The sequence below is a fragment of the Marinobacter sp. genome, assembly GCF_048269445.1.
Classification (GTDB): domain Bacteria; phylum Pseudomonadota; class Gammaproteobacteria; order Pseudomonadales; family Oleiphilaceae; genus Marinobacter.
Window position 1 is genome coordinate 81,278 of the sequence record NZ_JBLXIQ010000004.1, and the last position, 22,040, is coordinate 103,317.

Genomic DNA, 22,040 nt, shown 5'->3' on the forward strand with positions numbered 1-22,040 from the left:
AGTGATCGTGAACAGCCAGACTGCACAGAGGGACTAACGACCACCGGGCCTCGTTAGAGAGCCAGGCTCATAACAAGTATGAAAACACAGTTTAACAAGTGACATAGTGCGTTTTCTACCGTCATTTCTGGGGGCACGGTCCGGGTTTTCAACCACCCTGCCCGATTTTGTAGAAAATTCCGTGACTAAACACACCCAAAACCGGATGGCCGTCTTCGTTTCGCTCGACCACATGCTCCGCCAGATCGTAATAGGCCGCCGTGACCAACCGGGCCTCTAGGCCGTGCCGCACCGTCACAACCGGACGAGGCTCCTCTGAGCCGGGATAGGTGCCAACCTCCAGCGGATGATTCTGCCCGATTTCCAGGGTTTCGCCCACGTTGGTGGTCAGGGAAATAACCTGGTGGTCACCCTCGCCGGCTACCCGCAGGGAATGAGCGAGCAGCGGCGTGTCCTCAACCTGAATCCGCCATTTTTCCACCGGCGTCACCAGGTAATACTCACCGTCTTCTTCTCTGCGAAGGATGGTGGAAAATAGCCGAACTATCGCCTCCCGGGCCAATGGTTCGCCCTTGAAGACCCACTGACCATTGCGGCTGATCCGCAGATCCATATCGCCGGACAGCTCAGGGTGCCACTGATCAAGGGGTGGGTTTCCGGGATTCTTCACGGTTTCTTCAACCTGTTTTGCAAGATTTTCCGGATTCGTGTCCATAATGCTGGCTCTCGCTAAAGTGAATTACAACCCGCGCATCCATTCCGCCCGAAGTGGCGCTGCGCCGGGATTGGTGATGGCGAGGTTAACCTGGTCCAGCATTTTCTGTTTATCCCGCCCCAAGGTGCCCTTGAGAACCAGGTAATTCGAGGCGTGATCGCTTCGGAAAATGGATTTCTCAAGCTCCAGATGTTCAAGGAAAAGGCGAATTTCTTCAAACAGCCCCTGCTGGGAAAGCGGGACGAAATCGTCGCCGAAGCCTTCCCGGAAGCGCTCCTCTCCCTGTGGAAAGCTAACTACGAGGGTCGACAGATAATCTGGCTGGGTCTCGTTACAGAGGGTTGCTGTGTTGATCGCATGCTGGCGCGAGAGGCTTTCGCCGCCCAAGCCATTCAGGACCATAACGGAACTGGTCAGGCCCGCTTCACGGATCTTCAGCAGGGCCGAGCGGGTGGATTCCCAGGTTTCGCCCTTATTTACACGGCGCAGGACTTCGTCGTCACCGGACTCCATACCGATGTAGAGAATCCCCAGACCGGCTTCTTTCAGCTGGGCCAGCTCTTCGACGCTCTTCTTTGCCAGGTTTCGGGGCAGGCAGTAACTGGACACTCGCTGCAAATCCGGGAAGGCGTCCCGCAATTCCCCAAGAATCTCCAAAAGTCGGCGAGTTGGCAACACCATGGCGTCCCCGTCTGCCAGGAAAACCCGACGAACACCGGCCAGGCTGTGCGCCGCGTTCTGAATGTCTCTCAAAACCTCATCCGGCTTGCGCGCCCGGAATTTCTTCTGGGGCTGGGTGTACATCTCACAGAAGGTACATTTGTTCCAGGAGCAACCGTTGGTCACGGGCAAAATCAGTGATTTAGCTTCACTGGGGGGCCGGAAAACCGGCTCGACGTAATCAATCGGAAAACTATACATAGTCTGGCTCAAGTCATCTGAATTCAATTGGCGAGTGTTCGGAGTATCAGGGCAGAAATTGGGCTTTCAAGTCTGCACACCCCGGCCCCACCACGGGCATGTCCAGCAGAACTGCCTGGGAGGTCATGAAGGGTATGCCGCGGCGGTGGCCATCTACTAGAAGCGTGGCGAGGCTGCCAACCAACGGCATGTGGGAAACTATCATCAGAGGTGATTCGTGCTGTTCGACCAGGGCATCAAGGCAATCCCCGGGATTGTCGTCCGGAGTAATGAACGTTTTCTCTGCCACCGGGCAATTGAGAATTTCAGAGACAATCGCAGCGGTTTGCCTGGCCCTGACAAAGGGGCTGCTCCAGATAAGTTTCGGACGCCAGGGAGACTCGGCTATCTGAGCAGCCACTTCTGCAACGCCCCGGCGCCCCAATTCGGTCAGCTCCCGCTCCTGATCCAGTGTGTGCCAGCCGGCTTCACCGTGGCGCATGATGAGCAATTGCACAGGCAACCTCCGCTAAGTGGCCGGCTACTGGGTTATGGTGCGGGGTAGTATGAATTCGACGTCAGAATTCTGGACCGACATCATCAGGCTGTTGATCACGGCCTTAATGGATGCCGAACCGTACAGTATCTCATACAGGCCACGCACCAGCGGCATATAAATGCCAATGGCCTCGGCCTTTTCCTTCACCAGTTTCAGAGTGTAAATACCTTCAGCCACCTGCCCCAGCTCTGCTACAGCGTCATCCAGTTTCTGGCCCTGGCCTACGGCATAGCCCACCCGGAAGTTTCGGCTCTTGGAGGAGGTGCAAGTCACGATCAGGTCACCAACGCCCGCCAACCCCATGAAGGTCATGGGGTTGGCGCCAAGGCTTACGGCAAACCGGCTCATTTCTGCCAGACCCCGGGTAATCAGCATCGCCTTGGCGTTCTCCCCCATTTCCAGGGCGGAAGCTAGGCCAGCGACGATCGCGTAGATGTTTTTGAGCGCGCCGGCGAGTTCTACACCGTAAATGTCGACGTTGGCATAGACTCGAAAATACTCGCAGCCCAGCAGGTCCTGAACGGCCCGGCGAACGTCCGGGTCCTTGGCGGCGATCACCGTAGCGGTAAGGTCGCGATTTACGATTTCGGCGGCCAGGTTCGGCCCGCTGAGCACGCCGATCCGGCAGCGCGGGATCTCTTCCTGAAGGATCTCGCTCATCAGCTTGAAGCCGTGTTCCTCGATGCCTTTGGTCAGGCTGACCACAATCTGGTCATCGCGGAATTTGTCACTGTTCTCCCGAATAACGGCCCGAAAAGCCTTGCTGGGAATGGCAACTAACACGATCTCTGCCTTGCTGACGGCGTCGGCAAGGTCGGTGGTAGGCTGAATATCGCCGATCAGTTCAATACCCGGCATATACCGGCTGTTGATTCGGGTGGTGCGGATTTCCTCGGCCTGGGCGTCACCACGCATCCAGAAGTGAACGCGATGACCGTTTTCTCCCAGCACCTTGGCCATGGCAGTACCGAAGCTGCCACCGCCGAGAACCGCTACGTCATGCACCGGCCCTGCTGCCCCATTTTCCTGGGGCGTCGTTTTCTCAGACATAGTTCTTCCGTTTCTTCAGATCAGGTGTTAGACCGGTCTCGCCAGGCACAACAGGCAGGTGGCATTAACCGGGCTCTTCACATTCCAGAGCGCGCACCAGATTCTTGAACTCTTCCCTGTTTCGTTGGTTCAGGCCCATCAGCACCTTGTGGGCATCGAGAACCTTGTCCCGAACCTGCTGTTCGCTGGCCCGGAGAACAGGAATTTCTTCAAGTTCTTCAATACGGGACGCGGGCTCACGGACAATGATGAAAATCTTGTCGAAACCCATGGATGTGATGATGCGGGTAATATCAGGATTGGTGGAAATCAGCGTGGGCAGGAAATTGCTTTGTTTCTGGGCCGCCATGGCAATCTTGGCCAACAAGCCAAGGGTGGTGCTGTCAATGATCTCGGTTTCGGTGAGATCGATCACCACGGTCTTGAACTGTGGGTCCTGAGTAATGGACTCAACCAGATTGTCCAGCGTCGAACACAGGTTCAGCCGGATTTCCCCAATAAACTTCAGGACGTAAATGCCCTGTTTTTCAGCTTGCAGGATCTTGTAACCAGCCATCATTCACGCTGCCACTATTTCGACGAGGTGTTGTCTGATCCGTCCATGGTATCAGTAACCGACACAATAGCGATATCGTCCGGTAACTCCGTAATCTCCTCGAGATTCAGAGCTTCGCTAAGAGCTGCGATAGTGTGACGACCTCCCGATACGAGTTCAAGTAGTGTCCGCTCCTTTTCATCAAGACTTTTTTCCCGGATAACTTCCAGGATTCCGTCCGAAAACAGGGTCAGGTGAAACGGTTTGTCCAACGGCACTTCATAAACTTCCCATTCCGGGGTCTCAAAAAGCCCAACTGGTAGCCCGCTCCCCTCCAGGAAAGCCGTTTCGCCACCTTCAAAGGACAGGATAGGCATGGGGAAATGCGCCCCTACGGCATACCGTAATCTACGTTCGCTGACCGAAATGATGCCAACAAATACGGTGACGTGTTTACCGAGACCGGTATCCAGCAGTTCCGAGTTAATTCGTTCAAGGAAGCGCTCAGGGAACAGAATGTCGTCACTGGACCCCCGGCGAAGGTTGCGCTGAAGCCTGTTGGTAAGGTTCTTCAGCAACACCGTAACGAACGCCGAGCTGGCACCATGGCCCGATACATCGGCGATGTAGACCAGAACCTTGTCGTCGGAGATCCGGAAGTAGTCCAGAAAATCACCGCTCAGGTACAGCGACGGTTTGATCAGGTGATCTATGTGCAAGCCACTCATCACCTGCTCGTGCTCTGGCAGCATTCGCAGTTGAACCTTGCGACCTGCGCGCTGATCGGCCCGAAGCTCAGCGATACCGTCACGCAGATCCCGGTTGGCCTCCTCCAGTTCCTGGCGATAAAGTTGGTTCAGGCGGTTAACCCGAACCCGGTCAAACAGTTTGCCGATGACATCTTCCAGAGCACCCTTGTCGTCATTGCACGGCTTGAGAACAAAATCTGCTGCCCCGGCACGCAGCACACTGACCACCTCAGCACTGGATTCGCTGGTCGAGCAGGCAACGATGGGGGTGAAGGTTTCAGCTTCTTCAAGCCGGTTAGCCAGATCCCGGATTGCCTCTGGGGGCAGATCTGCAAAGATGACGTCGGGAATGTTATCGTCGAACCGTGCCTTGGCCGCAGCGAGGTCCGGGTAGCCGGTAACGTAAAAGCCCCTCGCTTCCAGATAACGGGCGAGATCTGCACGGGCCTTTTCATTGGCATCAATAATCAGTATGCGCTCGGTGCGCGAAGTCATGGCGACTGCCCTAAACTACCAGCGATAAACGATAAATTGGCTTGAATAAGCCTATTCTGGCATGACCCTGTGATATAACAAGGCCAGTTTTACGAAATTCGGAGATACCTGCTGATGAGACGTGCCGTTAATGATCTTCTCGGAGCCTATGACAAACTGATCATGGATCCGGTTCACGGTGGCATTCCACTATACCGGCACGAGATTCAAGTTATTGATCACCCCCTGTTCCAGCGGCTGCGGAACATCTGCCAGAACGACATCCTGAGCCTGGTATTCCCCGGCGCCACTCACTCCCGCTTCTTGCACAGTATTGGAGTCATGCACGTAGGCACCCGGATGTTCCGCTCGATGATCGATGCCTACCTGCGGGAACGCCAGCTTAGCGAGCAGACAAGCCTGAGCCTGAGCCAGTTGGATGCCATCGATTACCTGGCCAAAACCATTCGCCTTGGCTGCCTGTTGCACGACAGCGGCCATTCCAGCTTTTCTCACCAGTTCACCCAGGCGCGGCAGATCCGGGAGCTGATGTCCCGGCCCGGACGGTTCCGGGACCTTTGGCGGGGCGTGGACTATTCGGTTTACCATCCGGAAGAGCCCGATGAGCTGGAACACGAACATTATTCCGTGCGTGTCGCGCACGACGTTCTCTGTGCAGTGGACCTCGAAAGTGCCGGCCTTCATGCCCGGGATGTGATCGGGATCATGGAGACTGCAGACGTGAGGCCCAGCGAGACTTTTTGCCGGCACGCCAGAACCTTCTGGGCCTTTATTGCCGGTGAAGACGCTGCGGCAGGCTCGCCCCTTAGCAATAACATTCCCGGCCTGGTGATGGATCTGTTGTCCTCAATTGTTTCCGGCGAAATTGATGCAGACCGGGCCGACTATATGCTGCGGGACGGCTTCCATTCCTCAGTGACCATCGGCGGCTTTAACCTGGACCATCTGTTGAGCAACCTGCGTTTTGGCTGGGATGTGTCCGAACCCTGGCTGGGGCTGGCGATTACCCAGAAAGGTCTGGGGGCGCTGGAGGACTTCGTTTACAGCCGCCACCAGATGTATCGGAAGGTCTATGCCCACAAGACAGCCCTGGGCTTTGACTGGCTACTGCGTGAGGCTATTAATGAAGTGCTGGACGACACCGACAACTTTGAATGGGTGGATACCTGCCTGAGCGACATGTCCTACTTTGCCGAGCTAACGGATAACTTCTTCTGGGAGGCGTTCCGGAAAGTCGCCCGCAAGCACCCGAAGAGCTTTTCGTTCTGCATTGTGAACCGGGTCAAGCTGAACCATCTGGACACCCGGGAAGATCTCTCACCCAGGGGCATCGACCGGCACAGTGCCTGGCTGGCGCAGGAACTGGCGCTGAATCCGGCCCAGGTTGTCACCTGTTCGATGCGGGCGCGGTTTTCGAACATTCAGGACAACTTCAACGGCATCAAGGTACTGGTTCGGGAACCCATTCAACGGTCCCGCTCACTGAAGAAGATTACCGATGTCAGTGCCTTCTTCAGCAAGTTCAGTGACGGCACTATCACCCACTTTTATACGCGTCCGGACGTCACTACCGGTATCCAGGATTCTCTTACCGAGTAGGTGCTCTCACTGACTAGCCGGTAAGGCATTGAGCTCTGCGATCAGGCCACAGGCGCTGTCAAACGCGCCTTCGACTCGGCCGCCACTGAGCCAGTCGCCTGCAAGGCCAATATTGTGTTCCGGAAACCAGAGGTGGCCCGGCTGATCTCCGCCCTCGGATCGGGCGTAAAGCCAGCGATGGGTAACAAGGTCATCGGGCCAAATTTGAAAATTGGTCACTTCCCGGAAGGCTTCCAACAGGCGCTCGGCAACCTCGTCCGCAGGACTCTCGACATGTTGCTTTGACCAGGTCGGGCTGGCGTGAATCACCCACCATTGCCCGTTGTCGTTGCGACCGGGTTTGCTGGAATTGTTGGCCACCCAGAACAGTGCTGGATGCTGACACCGCATAGCTTCGTGATGTGGCCACGGCGGAGCCTGGAAGTGGGCCGCTACCGCCCAGCAGGGCAACACACGCTGTACCGGATCATCAAGATGTGCAGCGAGCTCGTGCAGCCCGCTTTCAGCAAGCAGTTCCCGGGCCTGGGCAGGTGGAGCGGTGATGATGACCTGATCGAAATACCCGAGATGATTGTCCCCAGTATCATAGACCGACCACGCCTGGTCCTTTCGGGCCAACTTTCCGACCCGGGTTTCAGCAACGACCTGAGCATGAGCCGAGAGAGCCCGGGTAATTGCCGTCATCCGGGGTGTGCCGACGTAGCGGGTTTCCTCGGGGAATGGCTGCCACTCTCCTCCCGGGGCCTGGAAACCGAATCTCCCTTGCCAGGGCCCAAAGCAGTCGACGCCGCCGAATTTGCGAAGAAATGGCAGGAAATCGGGGTTTCTGGAGGTGAAGTACTGAGCGCCAATATCCGCTGACCCACCCGAAACACGCTTTGCAGCGAGTCTTCCCCCGGGGCCACGGCTTTTCTCAAAGACGGTAACGTCGTGGCCAAGTCCCTTTAGCTGGATCGCCGCTGTCAGGCCTGCCAGGCCTGAACCAACAACAGCTACATGGCGTATAACAGGGGAATCAAAGGTTTGATTAAACATGGTTTATGGTGCATCCAATTACGGTGGTCAGATCGTACAAATCAACAATCATCTAGATCAGCTGTTCTGCTGATCGTGGGTTCAAGATTCCATTTAAAAGAAAGGCAATCAGGGTATGACCCGAGCGCAGCACTGGCTAACAAACGTTCTGAGATGGTTCGACTCCGAGGCCGGTTCGGATCACGTCGACAGCACTTCCCGGTCGTTCAATTTTTTGCGAGTAATTCCATTCCTGGGGCTTCACCTGGCTTGCTTCCTGGCCTTCTATACAGGTGTCAGCGCGTTTGCTCTTGGATTCGCGATTGCTTTCTTCCTGGTGCGCATGTTCGCGATTACCGGATTCTATCACCGGTATTTTGCCCACAAGACCTTTAAAACCAGCCGTCCCGCCCAGTTTGTGTTTGCGGTTCTCGGCGCCAGCGCCGCCCAGCGCGGACCTTTGTGGTGGGCAGCTCACCACCGCCACCATCACCAGCACTCAGATCAGGAGCAGGATCTGCATTCACCGCACCAGGGCGGTTTCTGGTGGTCGCACATGGGCTGGTTTACCTGTGATGCCGGGTTTGCCACGGACGAACGCAGAATCCGGGACTGGCTCAAGTTTCCGGAACTGAAGCTGATTAACCGCTTCGATTCATTAGTACCTGCGCTTGCCGCCGTGGGCATCTATGCGTTTGGCGAGGCGCTTGCAGCCTGGGCTCCCGGCCTGGGTACCAACGGGCTGCAATTGCTGGTCTGGGGTTTCTTTATTTCCACTGTGATGCTGTTCCACTCGACCGTATCAATCAACTCGCTGTCTCATGTTTGGGGCAAGCGCCGCTTTGAAACCTCAGATGACAGCCGGAACAACTTTTTTCTCGCCCTGATAACGCTTGGCGAAGGCTGGCACAACAATCATCATCGCTGGCCCCAGTCTGTACGCCAGGGCTTTCGCTGGTATGAAATTGACATCACCTGGTATGGCCTGTGGCTGATGTCCAAACTGGGAATCATCTGGGATCTGAATTCGATTCCGCCGCATATTCAGGAAGAAACACGCGAACTGGACAGAGCGAGGAGGAACAAACAATGACAACCGCCTCAGTAATCGAAGTGGGCACGCGCAATCCCGCGGTTCCGGCAACCCTTGATAATTTCCGGACGCTTTTCAACAAACTCGACAAAGGAAATTTGAACAAGCTCTGCCAGATCTACAGCGAAGACATCCGCTTTCAGGATCCGATCGGGACCGTAAACGGGCTGGACGAGCTGACTCACTATTTCGCCGGGGCCTACGCCAACGTCATTTCCTGTCATTTTGAGTTCGGCGATGCGGTGCTTCAGGGTGAGTTTGCGGCAATCCCCTGGGTGATGCACCTGCGGCACAAACGCATTCGTAAGGGCCGAGAGGTTCAGGTTCAGGGCATGAGCCACCTCGAGATTCGCGACGGCATGGTGTGCTACCACCGGGACTATTTTGATGCGGGTGAAATGCTCTATGAGAACCTTCCCGTAATTGGCGGTGTTATCCGCTGGATCAAGGATCAGGCAGGATGAGTGATCGTCTTCAACATACCTCAAACATCTGGATCACCGGCGCCAGCTCCGGCATTGGAGAGTCTGTGACCCGGGCACTGGCCCGCGGAGGGCACCGGCTGGTGATTACTGCCAGGCGCAAAGAGGCGCTGGACGAGATTGCCTCTATCGCCCCGGAGCGAATTACGCCAGCTGCGGCGGACACCACCAGCAAGCAAGATCTGCAGGGGGTTGCAGCCGCGCTTGAAGCCCACGGCGACCTGAATATGGTGATATTGAATGCTGGCACCTGTGAGTACCTGGAAATCGCCGACTACAGCAGCGACGTTATCGAGAAGAACATACACACCAATGTGGTCGGAACTGCCCGCTGCCTGGATATTGCCTTGCCTGCTTTGCGCCGCAGTCGCGCCAAAGGTCAGCCGGCAACCGTTGTCATTGTCAGCTCGTCGGCCTGGTGGTTTCCCTTTGGTCGGGCCGAGGGCTATGGCGCTTCCAAGGCCGCTCTTAGTTACTTTGCCCACTCCCTGAGAGCAGACCTGGATTCAGAGGGCATCGACGTGGTGGTGGTTTCGCCAGGCTTCGTGAAAACACCGTTGACCGACCGCAACGACTTCCCCATGCCATTTTTGGTCACGGCAGAAGACGCCGCGGAACGCATCGTCAGTGGGCTGGCTCGTGGCCACAATGAAATCGCGTTCCCCAAGCGATTTACCTGGATGCTCAGAGTATTCGGTGCCCTTCCCCGGCCCCTGATTGACCGCATGGCGGCCGCCATGGCCCGTAAAAGCAAGACCGAACAGGAAAACAATAGATGAGTAGTGAACGTCAGCGAATTGCCGTGATCGGGGCCGGCGTCTCCGGACTCACGGCTGCGTGGCTTCTGGCCGAGAAGCACGAAGTCCGGATTTTCGAGGCGGGCGATTACGCCGGCGGTCACACCAACACCGAGCAGGTTGAGGCCGGTGGTCGAACCTGGCCGGTGAATACCGGTTTCATTGTCTTCAATGACTGGACCTACCCCAATTTCATCCGCCTGATGGACCGCCTGGGTGTGGCTTCTGAAGTGAGCGACATGAGCTTTAGCGTTGACTGTGGGCCTGGCGGCCTGCAATACAACGGAACCAGTCTGAACACCCTGTTTGCCCAGCGCCGTAATCTGATCAATCTGCCATTTCTGAAGATGGTGCGGGAGATTCTGCGGTTCAACAAGGAATCCCGTGCAGATCTCCAGGCCGGGAACATCAGCAACGAGGAAACCCTGGGCGAATACCTGAACCGGAATGGCTACTCCCGGTATTTCAGAAACTATTACATCGTGCCAATGGGGGCCGCCATCTGGTCAGCCCCGGAAATTGTTCTGGAGCAGTTCCCGATTCGCTTCTTCCTGCAATTTTTCAATAACCACGGCATGCTGTCGGTGGACGATCGCCCCACCTGGCGGGTGATTACGGGGGGCTCAGCTCAGTACGTAACGAAAATGATGGAGCGCCTGGGCGAGTCTACCCATCTGAACAGCCCGGTAGACCGCGTGATCCGGGACGACGACGGTGTGACGGTTTCTGTCCAGGGGCAGAAACACCGCTTCGACCAGGTCATTTTTGCCTGTCACAGCGACCAGGCCCTTGCGATACTCGCAGACCCGACAGACCAGGAGAGGGATATCCTCGGGGCCATGGGCTATCAGAATAACGATGTTGTGCTGCATACCGACAGCAGCGTGCTGCCGGACAACCGGCGTGCCTGGGCGGCCTGGAATTACTTCATTCCTTCCCATAGCACAGAGCCGGTCTCGGTCACCTACAACATGAACATCCTGCAGAATTTCCACGAAGCGCCCGAAACCTTCTGCGTAACCTTGAACCGGAGCCATGACATCGCACCGGACAAGGTGATCAAGCGCTTCGAATACGCCCACCCGGTATTTACACTGGACGCGGTGGCGGCTCAGGAGCGATATGATGAAATCGGCAGCCGGAACCGGACCCATTTCTGCGGTGCCTACTGGTTTAACGGCTTCCATGAAGATGGTGTGCGCAGCGCACTCAGGGTTACCCGGGCGTTCGGAGTGGAGCTTTGACCGTGAACAGCCAGTGGCTCGAGGGTACTGTCCGGCACCGGCGGAAGTACCCGGTACAACATGAATTCAGCTATAGCACCGGCATGCTCGCCCTTGACACCGATGAGTGGGGCGAAATCGCGGAGATCAGCCCGCTGTTTTCCCTGGAACGCTTTAACTGGATTTCCCTGAAACGGAAGGACTACTTCCGGCCCGAGGCGGGAGACCTGTCCACGGCTGTACGTGATCACGTGGCACAAGCGACGGGCTGGCGCCCTGATGGCGAGGTCGAGCTGATAACCCACCCCCGCTATTTCGGGCACGTGTTCAACCCGGTCAGTTTTTACTTCTGTTACCGTGCCGGAGACCGGCCCGCTGAAGGCGCTGTGCCCAAAGTCATTGTCGCCCAGATTACCAACACACCCTGGCAGGACCGTCATGTTTACTGCCTGGAAACCACGGGGGCGCAACCCAACAAGTCAGGCTGGCGCACCGAGCGGTTCGGTTTCAGTAAACGTTTTCACGTTTCCCCTTTCAATGGCATGAACCAGCACTATGACTGGACCTTCAGTTTCCGGGGCCAGGAGCTGAGAATTCACATGAATGTTCTGGAAGAAGGCCGCAAGCATTTTGACGCCACCCTGGTAGTCCAACGTACCCCTCTCGCTCGTAAAGAGATGCACAGAAGTCTTCGAAAGTTCCCGGTTGAAGCATTCAAGGTGGTGGCGGGGATTTACTGGCACGCCCTCAGGCTGAAGCTTAAGGGTGCACCGTTTTATACCCACCCGGACAAGCTCCCGGAAGACAATATCGCCCATCGCCGTGGGCATGATGATTCAGGGCTGGACGTGACCAGTGCTGAAAACAACGACAAGACTCGTGGAAGGGTAAGCTCATGGAGAACCTGAATACTTCGGTTGAAAATACCTCAGCTGGCAGTGTGCCGGTGCTTAGCCGGGTTGCGAGATCCCTGGTGATTCAGCAGCTCCGGTTACTGGGTGAAGGTCAGCTGACGGTGCGGGAACCCGGCTTCGAGAACCTGGTATTCGGTGATGGCAATACCCGCCACCAGCCAGCCGAGTTGGTCATCCACGATCACAGCACCTGGCGGGACCTTCTTACCGGCGGCAGTGTTGGCGCTGCCGAATCGTTTGTAGCGGGTGACTGGTCTACACCAGACCTGGTCGCTCTGCTGCGCTTCTTCACCCGTAATGTTGACCGTATGAACGCATTCGAGGATCGGTTCAGCTGGGTAACCAAACCTGCGTTGAAGGGCCTGCACTGGCTCAACCGGAATACCAAAGAGGGGTCCCGGAAGAACATCAGCGCCCACTACGACCTGGGCAATGACCTGTTCGAAATGTTTCTGGACCCGACGATGATGTACTCCTCAGCCATCTATCCGGACGCCGCGTCGACTCTGGAGGAGGCTGCAGTGCACAAGCTGGACACCATTTGCCGGAAACTCGACCTTCAGCCTGGCGACAAGGTGATGGAAATTGGGACCGGCTGGGGTGGATTTGCCATTCACGCTGCCAAAAACTACGGCTGTCATGTAACCACCACAACGATTTCCAGGGAGCAACTGGAGCTGGCGCGGGCACGGGTAAAGAACGAGGGACTGGAAGACAGAATCACCCTGCTGTTCGACGACTACCGTGACCTGGAGGGCCAGTTCGACAAACTGGTTTCCATCGAGATGATCGAGGCGGTGGGGCCGCAGTTTCTGGACAGCTATTTGGCCCAGATAAACGCGTTGTTGAAGCCGGATGGTCTTGCCCTGGTTCAAGCCATCAACATGCCGGAGCAACGATACCAGCGTGCCCTGAACAACGTGGATTTCATCCAGAGATTCATCTTCCCGGGCAGCTTCATACCCTCTTTCGGAGCGATCCTGGAATCGGTTCGCAGGGAGAGCAACCTGGTACTGACCCACGCCGAAGATACCGGGTTCCATTACGCCCGCACCTTGCATGACTGGTGTGAGCGTTTCATGGCCAAACGGGATCAACTGGAAGCCCTGGGTTACGACCAGGCCTTCCGACGGCTGTGGCACTTTTACTTCGCCTACTGTGAGGCGGGATTCAGCGAGCGGGCCATTGGTGTCGCCCAGCTGGTGTTCGCCAAGCCGGGCAACAAACGAGAGAACATTCTGAGCGTATGATTGCGTCGGAAGCTGGCCGTAATATTCTGAACTTCCTGCTTTTCCAGGCCGGATGGTTTGCCTGTGTCTTCTATCCCGGGCTGGTTGGGGCCGGAATTGTGGTTCTGTTCCTGATCCTGCATTTTGTGCTGGTCAGCCAACACCGGATGACTGAGCTTCAGTTCATCGGTCTGGGTACTGTGGCGGGGTCCGTGCTCGATGGCATCTGGTTCCAAACCGGAATACTGGAGGATGGCACCGGGGAAGTTATTCTGATGCCACCGTGGCTGGTCGCCATCTGGGCCATTTTCATGACCACGCTATGCCATTCGCTGGATTGGATGAGCCGAAAAGCCTGGCTGCCTTTCGTCTTCGCCCCCATTGCCGGGCCCTTTGCCTATTGGTCCGCCAGTCAGCTCGGGGCAGTGGAATTGCCGAACCTCATTCCCTCGCTGATAGCCCTGAGTTTTGGCTGGCTGGTCATTTTTCCCCTGCTTCTTTTCGCCCGGAAAACGCTTTACCCGGAGCTGGTCCGATGAAAACGGCCGTCTGGATTGTTTCGTCTGCCCTCCTGGCAATCACCACATCGGCAATCGCGAACGATTTCCGGTTTACCGGCGAGGCCACATCCCCCGACGGCCAGGTGCTCTACCAAGAGCACCACCGTGTCGATGGCACCTGCCAGGAGGGGGTGTTTCGCCCTCAGGAGCACCATGTGGATTACCACAAACCGGACGGGAGCGAGGCCTTCGCCCACAAAGCCCTCGAATACGATCTTTCCATCATTCGACCGGCCGTGAACTTCGTTCAGCCAGATTTCAGCGAGACCATGAAAATTGCGTATCCGAAACCGGCTACCCTGGTCATCAACTGGGACACGCCCGCCGGCGATTCGAAGCAGTTCGAGGTGGAATATCCCGACAACACAGTGGTAGATGCCGGCTTCGACAATCTTGTGCGCCAGAACTGGCAAAGAGTGGTGGCTGGTAAGTCCGTCGACTTCCGGTTTCTCGGCCCGACCCGTGGCGAACACTATGGATTTGTACTCGAACCGGCCAGAAGCGATAAAATCGATGCGGACCACGTGGTGCAGATACGGCCGACGGGAATGGTTCTGAGATTTCTGGTAGAACCCATTGTGCTCGGCTATAACGAGAACGGTGCACTTACAGATTACTATGGCCTGACCAACATCCGGAAGAATCAGGACGCGAACTACACCGCCCATATCCGCTATTCGGTCGATACCTACCCGGATTGTGAACTGACTCCCTGAAACTGTCGCCCCTGCCAGGGCAGCACCTGGGGGTCAGTGTGGTAAACTCCGGCGGGAACCAACGCCGGAGAGTTTTTCGCAATGATGTTCGTTTCTTTCAACGTCAACAGTATCCGCACACGCCTGCACCAGCTCAAAGCAGTGATCGATGCCCTGGCCCCGGACTTTATCGGACTTCAGGAAACCAAGGTACAGGACGACGACTTTCCAATCGACGCCATTCGCGAGCTGGGTTACCACGTGCATTTCCACGGGCAGAAAACCCATTACGGCGTTGCGCTGCTCTCCAAAGCCGAGCCGGAACAGGTTATCAAGGGCTATCCCTGGGACGGGGAAGATTCCCAGCGCCGGCTGATTACCGGTCAGTTTATGGTGAACGGCGAAAAGCTCACGGTAGTTAACGGCTATTTCCCCCAGGGAGAAAGCCGGGACCATCCGGTGAAGTTCCCGGCCAAGGAACAGTTTTACGCCGACCTCATGCGCTACCTCGACGACCTTAATAAGACCGGTGGCCATGTGGTAGTCATGGGTGACATGAACATTTCCCCCACCGACAAGGACATCGGAATTGGCGCGGATAATGCCAAGCGATGGCTCCGCACAGGTAAATGCTCCTTCCTGCCGGAGGAGCGGGAATGGCTGGGCCAGGTAGAAGCCCGGGGCTATACCGATGTATTCCGCCACCTTCATCCCGATGAGGCCGACACCTTCAGCTGGTTCGATTACCGCAGCAAAGGTTTTGAACGGGATCCGAAACGGGGCTTGAGAATTGACCTGATCATGGCCAGTGACAGCTTGCTCCCGAAAGCCCGAGAAGCGGGCGTTTCCTACGACATCCGCGCCATGGAACGGCCCTCAGACCATTGCCCGGTCTGGGCGAGCTTCGAACTCTAGGATTTGGCCCGGCGCGATATGAAAAAAATCAAAACCCGCGACCGCATTCTGCAAACCAGCCTGTCGCTGTTTAACAGCGTTGGTGAGCCCAATGTCACGACCTTGCTGATTTCCGATGAAATGGATATCAGCCCTGGCAACCTGTATTACCACTTCAGGAGCAAAGGCGATATCGTCGAGGAGCTGTTCGACCAGTATGAGCAGGACATGCTTGATCTGCTGGCGGTCCCTGAAGATGCTGAGATCTCTCTGGATCAGCAAGGGTTCTTTCTGCACCTACTGTTTGAGACGGTGGCGCGCTACCGGTTTCTTTACCAGGATCTGGTGAACGTGTTGTCCCGGTATGATCAGTTGCGGGTGCGGTTCAAGCGAATACAGAAGAAGAAAACGTCGGCCTTCAGAACGATCTGTGAAAGCTTCCGTCGACAAGGCAGCATGACAATTGAACAGGAAGAACTTGATTCCCTGTGCGAGCAGTTAACGCTAACCGCTTGTTACTGGAGTGCTTTTGACACGCTTTCCCACCTGGACGACCGGGAGTCAGTTGATCCCGGCCGGGGCGTTTACCAAATGATGCACCTGGTGCTCCCCTATTTGACACCAACCGACCGCGAAGAAGCCCGGCTTATGAGCCGGGACTATCTTTGAAGACGGGCTGCGTTATTCTTCCTCGTCGTCCCCAGCCTGATTACGCAGCCGGGCAAGCTCCCCTTCAAGCGCTTCGATCCGACGTTCCAGAGAATCAATTTCTTCCCGACGGTGGATGCCGAGTCTTCTGAGCGCCCCCGATACCCGCTCATCGAACATGTGCTCAAGCCGGTCCCAAGTGCCCGTCGCCCTCTCACGAACACCTTCAACCCGGTCTTCAACGGATTTGATCTGCTTTTCAACAACGCCCCGGGTTCGGTTCTCGAGCTGTTCGCCTTCCTGAACCAGCCGGTCAAAGAAACGACCGGTATCTTCCTCGGCCTTGGTGTAGGCTCCCAGCCCCGCTAACCAGATCTGGCGCGCGGAACCCTTGATTTTTGCGGCCAGTTGCGCATCATTCTCCGGCTTATCGTCGTTCTGTTCAGACATGTAACAACCTCGGGGTGCGGATATTTCTTTTGGGCACCTATTGTATTACAGCTTTGGCAGGATTTCAGTGGGCCTGAAACCCGCTCAGTGAAAGGGCGCAGTATAAAGGCCTGCCCGATATGAAAAAATGTTTTCAAACGAAAGTGGTACTCGCTTGAAGTGTTCAAAATATAGTCAATACTTCCCTATACCGGTGTCCCCGCTGATGCCGGTTGTCTGGAAGTCTTTCATGGATACTACTCGCACGCCTCTGCCCGGCATCCTTTGCCGGGCTTTTTTTTGGTATTATCGCCCCAAGATATATGCTTATTCCAAAACCTACCTACAAATCAATGATAGTAACTTCTGGAGTTTCGGATGATTGAAATCGCGTGGAGTAATTTCACTCCCTGGTCTGCGCTGGTCGGCGGCATCCTTATTGGACTTGCTGCGGCCAGCTTCCTGCTGCTCAACGGCCGGATCGCCGGCATCAGCGGGATTCTTGGTGGACTTCTCTCGCCGGCATGGGGCGACATTGCCTGGCGGATAGCCTTCCTGGCCGGGCTGATTGGCGCGCCTGCGGTCTGGTTGCTGGCGACCGAGCTACCAGCCATCGAAGTCAGGGCCGGCTACCCGGCGCTGATTATTGCCGGCCTGTTGGTGGGCATAGGAACGCGGTATGGCTCCGGCTGTACCAGCGGTCATGGCGTCTGCGGTTTGTCGCGGCTTTCATTAAGATCCCTTGCCGCAACCCTCAGCTTTATGGGTGCGGGGTTTGTGACTGTATATATCCTCCGCCACCTTTTGGGAGTCTGACGCCATGAAATATTCCCTTGCTTCGCTTTTTGCCGGCCTGTTGTTTGGCTTTGGCCTGATCGTCTCCGGCATGGCAAACCCCGAGAAAGTACTGGGGTTTCTCGATATCGCCGGTCTCTGGGATCCTTCCCTGGCATTCGTGATGGGTGGAGCCATCCTGGTTGGCGTCTTTGCCTTTGCTGTCGCCCGCAAGCGCACTCTGTCTTTCCTCGGCTTCAACATGAAGCTTCCCAGCCATACCCACATCGACAAACGGCTGGTGCTGGGCGGCCTGCTGTTCGGTGTTGGCTGGGGCATCGCCGGGTTCTGCCCTGGTCCGGGCCTGGTGGCTCTGGGTGCCGGAGAAACCAAGGCAGCGGTGTTTGTGACTGCCATGGTGGCCGGCATGGTGATTTTTGAAGTGATAGAGCGCAACCGCGCGAAAGCGTAAGTATTTTCTGTTAACTTCCCTGCCGTCATTCTGACACAGCCTACTGGCTGTGCGATTATGTCGGCAGCTCCCCTACCCAACCCGGAGGCGAAATCCCATGGATATCAGAAAGATTGATGACAACATCTCGGTAGCTCCCCAGATCTCCGTTGAAGACGTAGCAGAAGCCGCAAAACTGGGGTTCAAAACCCTGGTGGCCAATCGCCCGGACCGGGAAGAGCCCGGTCAACCGTCCATGGCCGATATCGAAGCAGCAGCCCGTGAGCATGGCCTGACCTGGGTATTCATGCCGGTGGAGTCCGGAAATATCACTGATGACGATGTAAACCGGTTCGCGCCAATGATCCGTGACGCTGAAAAACCCGTACTGGCCTTCTGCCGTTCCGGAACCCGCTGCACTGTACTCTGGGCGCTGAGTTCGGCACGAAACACGTCAGCCGACGAAATCTTCACCAAGGCCCGCAACGCCGGTTACGATATTTCAGGGCTGGCACCCCGTATGGCCCAGCAGGCCAGAGGCAAAGGCTGACCTCTTCATAACGCAAAACCAACGTTCAGGATCGACCCCATGCAATTCAAAGGTTCAGAGAACTTCAGCCACAACCAGCCTGACAGGGTGGGCGTGCTGGTAACTAACCTGGGTACTCCGGATGCCCCTACGACTTCCGCACTCCGCCGTTACCTTGCTGAATTCCTTTCGGACCCAAGGGTGGTGGAACTGCCCAGACCATTGTGGTGGCTGATCCTGCATGGCGTTATTCTGCGTATTCGCCCCAAACGCAGTGCACAGGCCTACGCCAGTGTCTGGCAGCCAGAGGGGTCGCCCCTGCTGCTGCACACTGCAAAGCAGGCCGAGGGCATTCGTGAAGCGCTGAAACGAAAGTACGGACCCAATGTAGTGGTCGGTTTTGCCATGCGTTACGGCAACCCGTCCATCTCCCGGGTCCTGGATGAAATGCAGCAGCAAGGGGTGCGAAAACTGCTGTTACTGCCACTCTACCCTCAATATTCCGCATCGACTTCCGCCTCAACTTTTGATGCTGTTGCCAGTGATTTCGCCAGGCGTAGGTGGTTACCAGATTTCCGGTTCGTCTCCCATTACCCGGATTACCCGCCTTATATTGAAGCCATGGCACGGCATATCGAAGCGCACTGGGCCAATCATGGGCGCAATCAGAAGCTGGTACTCTCCTATCATGGGGTTCCTCTGAAGTATCTGACCAAGGGCGACCCTTACCATTGCGAATGCCACAAAACTTCGCGGCTGCTGGCCGAGCGACTTGGTTTGAGCAGAGAAGACTATATGACCACCTTCCAGTCCCGGTTTGGCAAGGAGGAGTGGCTAAAGCCCTACACGGACGAGACGCTTAAATCGCTGCCCGGCAAAGGCGTTAAATCGATAGACGTATTCTGCCCCGGGTTCTCATCGGATTGCCTTGAAACCATAGAGGAAATCGATGAAGAGAACCGGGACTACTTTGTGAAATCTGGCGGTGAAAGTTTCAGCTACATCACTGCGCTGAACGCGACGCCTGGCCATATTGACGCCCTGGTAAAGCTGATAGAGGAGAATTTGCAGGGATGGCAGGTTCCGAAAAATGAGCCAGAAGCACTGGCCGCTCGACAGAAAAGGGCGGACGAGCAGAAACACGCAACCTATCCGGGCCGGATGCTTTAATCCGGGCTTTCGATTGTTCCCGGAGCGGTATCAGCTGCTCCGGACCTTTCGCCTACCCTCCCTATCTCCGTCATCCGAAAGATCCGGCATTGATTGGCAGAACGTGCACTCTTCCGTATCAACGGCAGCACCGCCGGCTTCAACGTACCGAACCCGGTGGCTGGCCTTGCCTCGATTTGCAGACACAGAAAACTTCCGGTCACGACGATCCGGCGCTTGGTCTGAGGATTTATGGGTGTTTTGTGAGTCGGTCATAACGAGCCCTCGCGATATCAACGTACTGATGATGAGGGTAATCTGACATTAAGCCAAGTAGGGAAAACCACCAAAAGATTGGTCAAAGATCGGAAATTGCAGGGAACGAAGAGAGGAAAAATGGCGGTGGGCCAGGGATTCGAACCCCGGGAAGGCTACTAACCTTCGGCGGTTTTCAAGACCGCTGCATTAAGCCACTCTGCCAGCCCACCGTTTTTCCATCGCCGCCATTGTGACAGCGGGGAGCATGATACCGGAATTGCCTGTACTGTCAACGCTCTGCATAAAACCCGCCGCATTTTTCAACATTAACAGTTTTTAATGGAATCCAGGAGCCACTTTCATGTCGTAAATGATTGAAAGTTGCGTATCTGACACTATGATGAGACACAGTATCCAGTCGTTATAAAACGGAGATGACAATGGAAGACAAACGTTTCGGCGTTCAAAACTCTCAGGGAGCCTATTCTGCTCCCCAGACCGAGCGCGCGACCACAGGAATCAGCGCTGACGCGATGAATGTGTTGCGCAACACTTACATGCTTCTGGGCATGACCCTCGCCTTTTCGGCGCTTACCGCATTCCTGAACATGAACGGAACCCACCCGGGTTTTCTGATCACCATTGTGGGATACATTGGCCTGCTGTTCGCGACCTATAAGCTGAAAAACAGTCCTTGGGGCATCGTGACCACCTTCGCACTAACGGGCTTCATGGGTTACACCCTTGGCCCGATCATTGGTGCTTTTGTTGCCGCCGGTGCCTCCCAGATCGTTGCTCAAGCGCTGACGCTGACTGCTGTCGCCTTCGTCGGTTTGTCCGCTACTGCGATCATTACCAAGAAAGACTTCAGCTTCATGTCCAGCTTCCTGACCGCTGGTGCGTTTGTGCTGATCGGTGCCATGTTGCTGGCCTTCCTGATGGAGAGTTCTGCCCTGCAGCTGGCGGTGTCTGCTGGCTTCACCATCTTCGCGTCAGTTATGATCCTGTTTGAGACCAGCCAGATCATCAAGGGTGGCGAGCGCAATTACATCATTGCCACGGTTGGCCTGTACGTTTCAATCTATAACTTGTTCCTGAGCCTGCTGCACCTGCTGTCTGCATTTAGTGGCAACGACTGAAATCAAGCTGAAATAGCCTGCTTAAAAGCCCCGGCAGTTGCCGGGGTTTTGCTTTAGGTGTACTTAAAACTCCCAGCGTCCATAATCAGGAATGAGCCGGAATCATGTCTGATACCTCTGAAACCTTTACCCTGGTCATTACTGGTGCACCCTATTCCTCGCAGGCGCCACAGACTGCCCTGGGTTTTGCAAAGGCCGCCATAGACGAGGGTCACAGGATTGACCGCGTCTTCCTGTACGGTGATGGAGTACATCTGGCCTCCGCACTGTGCACACCCCCGTCTGACGAGACCGGCTGGCCGCAAAAATGGGCGGAATTTCTCGAACACCATGGCATTCCGGCAATAGTCTGCATTGCTTCCGCGTTGCGCCGGGGGCTGGTGAATGAGACCGAACAGAAGCGCTACCAATTGCCAGCTGCTAACCTGCTTCACCCTTTCGAAATCGCCGGTCTGGGTGAATGGGTCGAGGGTCGGATGACATCCACACGAACACTCTATTTCCACGCTGGAGGCTGACCGTGCGCACACTGATCATGATCGACCAGCCACCCTATGGCACCTGGACTGGCCGTGAAGCGCTGGATATGGCATTTTCCCTTGCAGCGTTCGATCAGCCGGCGTCATTGCTGTTTACCGGTGCCGGGGTCGCCTGGTTGAGGCGGGCCCAGAATACCGCTGGCATCGAACAAAAATCCATAGAGAAGAATCTCTTGGCAGCACCCATATTCGGCATTGAAGCGATCCTGGCAGATCGCTCAGCCTGCCAGAAGTTCGGGCTGGATAAGGAGTCGCTTATTAGCGGTGTGACTTTGGTGGACGCCATCGGAGCTTTGCTCAGACAATATGACCACACAGCGTTTGCAGGTTAACCAGATATGAACTCATTCGATACTCTGCATATCCTGAACAAATCCCCAGAGCACCCCAGGGCGGCACAGTGCCTTGCCCTGCTGTCCGAGGGAGACGCCCTGCTGCTGACTGAAAACGGCGTACTGTTACTCTCTGCGGGGCGCCTGCCGGCCATCGGCAAGGTGTTCGCGCTCTCGCCGGATGTTTCCGCCCGTGGACTTGGAAATACTGTTGGTGATGCGAAAGTGGTAGCCTTTGACGATATGGTCTCATTATCGCTTCAGGCTCAACGGGTAATTAGTTGGTAAG

General features: G+C 56.0%; 27 protein-coding genes and 1 tRNA gene. 19 read left to right on the plus strand and 9 right to left on the minus strand.

Annotation, left to right across the window (positions count from 1 at the left end):
* Positions 1-148 precede the first annotated feature (148 nt).
* The 6 genes from ACN0XM_RS09415 to ACN0XM_RS09440 all read right to left on the minus strand — a co-directional run bounded on the left by ACN0XM_RS09415 (position 149) and on the right by ACN0XM_RS09440 (position 5,003).
* Positions 149-715 (minus strand): DUF1285 domain-containing protein, encoded by a 567-nt coding sequence (locus ACN0XM_RS09415; protein ID WP_417566682.1) that lies wholly within the window; start codon positions 713-715, stop codon positions 149-151.
* A 24-nt stretch (positions 716-739) separates the two neighbouring features.
* Positions 740-1,636 carry a radical SAM protein gene (locus ACN0XM_RS09420; RefSeq protein WP_417566683.1) on the minus strand — a complete coding sequence of 299 codons (897 nt, stop codon included), beginning with the start codon at positions 1,634-1,636 and terminating at the stop codon, positions 740-742.
* Between the two features lie 46 nt (positions 1,637-1,682).
* Positions 1,683-2,132, minus strand: coding sequence for a SixA phosphatase family protein (locus ACN0XM_RS09425; RefSeq protein ID WP_417566684.1), 450 nt, complete (start codon positions 2,130-2,132; stop codon positions 1,683-1,685).
* A 24-nt stretch (positions 2,133-2,156) separates the two neighbouring features.
* The gene (locus ACN0XM_RS09430) at positions 2,157-3,224 is read right to left on the minus strand and encodes an NAD(P)H-dependent glycerol-3-phosphate dehydrogenase (protein ID WP_417566685.1); all 1,068 of its coding nucleotides are present in this window, start codon (positions 3,222-3,224) and stop codon (positions 2,157-2,159) included.
* Between the two features lie 64 nt (positions 3,225-3,288).
* Positions 3,289-3,780, minus strand: coding sequence for an STAS domain-containing protein (locus tag ACN0XM_RS09435; RefSeq protein WP_417567077.1), 492 nt, complete (start codon positions 3,778-3,780; stop codon positions 3,289-3,291).
* Positions 3,781-3,794: 14 nt separating this feature from the next.
* Positions 3,795-5,003: a PP2C family protein-serine/threonine phosphatase gene (locus tag ACN0XM_RS09440; protein WP_417566686.1), complete on the minus strand. Its 1,209-nt coding sequence runs from the start codon at positions 5,001-5,003 to the stop codon at positions 3,795-3,797.
* Positions 5,004-5,117: 114 nt separating this feature from the next.
* Here ACN0XM_RS09440 and ACN0XM_RS09445 point away from each other — a divergent pair, with 114 nt between their 5' ends.
* Complete coding sequence (locus tag ACN0XM_RS09445) at positions 5,118-6,602, plus strand: HD domain-containing protein (protein WP_417566687.1); 1,485 nt, start codon at positions 5,118-5,120, stop codon at positions 6,600-6,602.
* Between the two features lie 6 nt (positions 6,603-6,608).
* Here ACN0XM_RS09445 and ACN0XM_RS09450 read toward each other — a convergent pair whose 3' ends face one another.
* Positions 6,609-7,637, minus strand: a complete 1,029-nt coding sequence (locus tag ACN0XM_RS09450; RefSeq protein WP_417566688.1) for an NAD(P)/FAD-dependent oxidoreductase — start codon at positions 7,635-7,637, stop codon at positions 6,609-6,611.
* Between the two features lie 115 nt (positions 7,638-7,752).
* Here ACN0XM_RS09450 and ACN0XM_RS09455 point away from each other — a divergent pair, with 115 nt between their 5' ends.
* The 10 genes from ACN0XM_RS09455 (at position 7,753) to ACN0XM_RS09500 (ending at position 16,172) form a co-directional block, all read left to right on the plus strand.
* Positions 7,753-8,709 carry an acyl-CoA desaturase gene (locus tag ACN0XM_RS09455; protein WP_417566689.1) on the plus strand — a complete coding sequence of 319 codons (957 nt, stop codon included), beginning with the start codon at positions 7,753-7,755 and terminating at the stop codon, positions 8,707-8,709.
* A complete protein-coding gene (locus ACN0XM_RS09460; RefSeq protein ID WP_417566690.1) occupies positions 8,706-9,173 on the plus strand; it encodes a nuclear transport factor 2 family protein in 468 nt (155 codons plus the stop codon). The genes ACN0XM_RS09455 and ACN0XM_RS09460 overlap by 4 nt, the downstream gene beginning before the upstream one ends.
* Complete coding sequence (locus tag ACN0XM_RS09465; protein ID WP_417566691.1) at positions 9,170-9,970, plus strand: SDR family NAD(P)-dependent oxidoreductase; 801 nt, start codon at positions 9,170-9,172, stop codon at positions 9,968-9,970. The genes ACN0XM_RS09460 and ACN0XM_RS09465 overlap by 4 nt, the downstream gene beginning before the upstream one ends.
* Entirely contained in the window at positions 9,967-11,232 is a 1,266-nt protein-coding gene (locus tag ACN0XM_RS09470; protein WP_417566692.1) for an NAD(P)/FAD-dependent oxidoreductase, read from the plus strand. The genes ACN0XM_RS09465 and ACN0XM_RS09470 overlap by 4 nt, the downstream gene beginning before the upstream one ends.
* Before the next feature lie 2 nt (positions 11,233-11,234).
* Positions 11,235-12,119 (plus strand): DUF1365 domain-containing protein, encoded by an 885-nt coding sequence (locus tag ACN0XM_RS09475; protein WP_417566693.1) that lies wholly within the window; start codon positions 11,235-11,237, stop codon positions 12,117-12,119.
* On the plus strand, positions 12,107-13,375 hold the full coding sequence (locus ACN0XM_RS09480; protein WP_417566694.1) for a class I SAM-dependent methyltransferase: 1,269 nt from the start codon (positions 12,107-12,109) through the stop codon (positions 13,373-13,375). Before ACN0XM_RS09475 ends, ACN0XM_RS09480 begins: the two co-directional genes overlap by 13 nt.
* Positions 13,372-13,893 (plus strand): DUF2878 domain-containing protein, encoded by a 522-nt coding sequence (locus tag ACN0XM_RS09485; RefSeq protein WP_417566695.1) that lies wholly within the window; start codon positions 13,372-13,374, stop codon positions 13,891-13,893. The genes ACN0XM_RS09480 and ACN0XM_RS09485 overlap by 4 nt, the downstream gene beginning before the upstream one ends.
* Positions 13,890-14,630, plus strand: coding sequence for a hypothetical protein (locus ACN0XM_RS09490; RefSeq protein ID WP_417566696.1), 741 nt, complete (start codon positions 13,890-13,892; stop codon positions 14,628-14,630). The genes ACN0XM_RS09485 and ACN0XM_RS09490 overlap by 4 nt, the downstream gene beginning before the upstream one ends.
* Positions 14,631-14,711: 81 nt before the next feature.
* Entirely contained in the window at positions 14,712-15,524 is an 813-nt protein-coding gene (gene xthA, locus ACN0XM_RS09495) for an exodeoxyribonuclease III (RefSeq protein ID WP_417566697.1), read from the plus strand.
* A gap of 18 nt (positions 15,525-15,542) precedes the next feature.
* Entirely contained in the window at positions 15,543-16,172 is a 630-nt protein-coding gene (locus ACN0XM_RS09500) for a TetR/AcrR family transcriptional regulator (RefSeq protein ID WP_417566698.1), read from the plus strand.
* Between the two features lie 12 nt (positions 16,173-16,184).
* Here the strand turns inward: ACN0XM_RS09500 and ACN0XM_RS09505 are convergent, their stop codons facing one another.
* Complete coding sequence (locus tag ACN0XM_RS09505) at positions 16,185-16,601, minus strand: phasin family protein (RefSeq protein ID WP_417566699.1); 417 nt, start codon at positions 16,599-16,601, stop codon at positions 16,185-16,187.
* Positions 16,602-16,958: 357 nt separating this feature from the next.
* Between ACN0XM_RS09505 and ACN0XM_RS09510 the strand changes: the two genes are divergently transcribed.
* The 4 genes from ACN0XM_RS09510 (at position 16,959) to hemH (ending at position 19,504) form a co-directional block, all read left to right on the plus strand.
* Positions 16,959-17,396 (plus strand): YeeE/YedE family protein, encoded by a 438-nt coding sequence (locus tag ACN0XM_RS09510; RefSeq protein ID WP_417566700.1) that lies wholly within the window; start codon positions 16,959-16,961, stop codon positions 17,394-17,396.
* A 4-nt stretch (positions 17,397-17,400) separates the two neighbouring features.
* On the plus strand, positions 17,401-17,826 hold the full coding sequence (locus tag ACN0XM_RS09515; RefSeq protein WP_417566701.1) for a DUF6691 family protein: 426 nt from the start codon (positions 17,401-17,403) through the stop codon (positions 17,824-17,826).
* 97 nt (positions 17,827-17,923) lie between these two features.
* On the plus strand, positions 17,924-18,355 hold the full coding sequence (locus ACN0XM_RS09520) for a TIGR01244 family sulfur transferase (protein ID WP_417566702.1): 432 nt from the start codon (positions 17,924-17,926) through the stop codon (positions 18,353-18,355).
* Positions 18,356-18,394: 39 nt separating this feature from the next.
* Positions 18,395-19,504, plus strand: coding sequence for a ferrochelatase (hemH, locus tag ACN0XM_RS09525; RefSeq protein WP_417566703.1), 1,110 nt, complete (start codon positions 18,395-18,397; stop codon positions 19,502-19,504).
* A gap of 376 nt (positions 19,505-19,880) precedes the next feature.
* Here hemH and ACN0XM_RS09530 read toward each other — a convergent pair.
* Positions 19,881-19,971, minus strand: a tRNA-Ser gene (locus ACN0XM_RS09530).
* Positions 19,972-20,181: 210 nt separating this feature from the next.
* On the opposite strand from ACN0XM_RS09530, the gene ACN0XM_RS09535 reads away from it, so the two are divergent.
* From ACN0XM_RS09535 to tusB, 4 genes are all read left to right on the plus strand, one after another.
* Complete coding sequence (locus ACN0XM_RS09535; protein WP_417566704.1) at positions 20,182-20,880, plus strand: Bax inhibitor-1/YccA family protein; 699 nt, start codon at positions 20,182-20,184, stop codon at positions 20,878-20,880.
* A gap of 104 nt (positions 20,881-20,984) precedes the next feature.
* On the plus strand, positions 20,985-21,398 hold the full coding sequence (gene tusD / locus ACN0XM_RS09540) for a sulfurtransferase complex subunit TusD (protein WP_417566705.1): 414 nt from the start codon (positions 20,985-20,987) through the stop codon (positions 21,396-21,398).
* Between the two features lie 2 nt (positions 21,399-21,400).
* Positions 21,401-21,751: a DsrE family protein gene (locus ACN0XM_RS09545; protein WP_417566706.1), complete on the plus strand. Its 351-nt coding sequence runs from the start codon at positions 21,401-21,403 to the stop codon at positions 21,749-21,751.
* A gap of 6 nt (positions 21,752-21,757) precedes the next feature.
* Positions 21,758-22,039 carry a sulfurtransferase complex subunit TusB gene (gene tusB, locus ACN0XM_RS09550; RefSeq protein WP_417566707.1) on the plus strand — a complete coding sequence of 94 codons (282 nt, stop codon included), beginning with the start codon at positions 21,758-21,760 and terminating at the stop codon, positions 22,037-22,039.
* Position 22,040 lies beyond the last annotated feature (1 nt).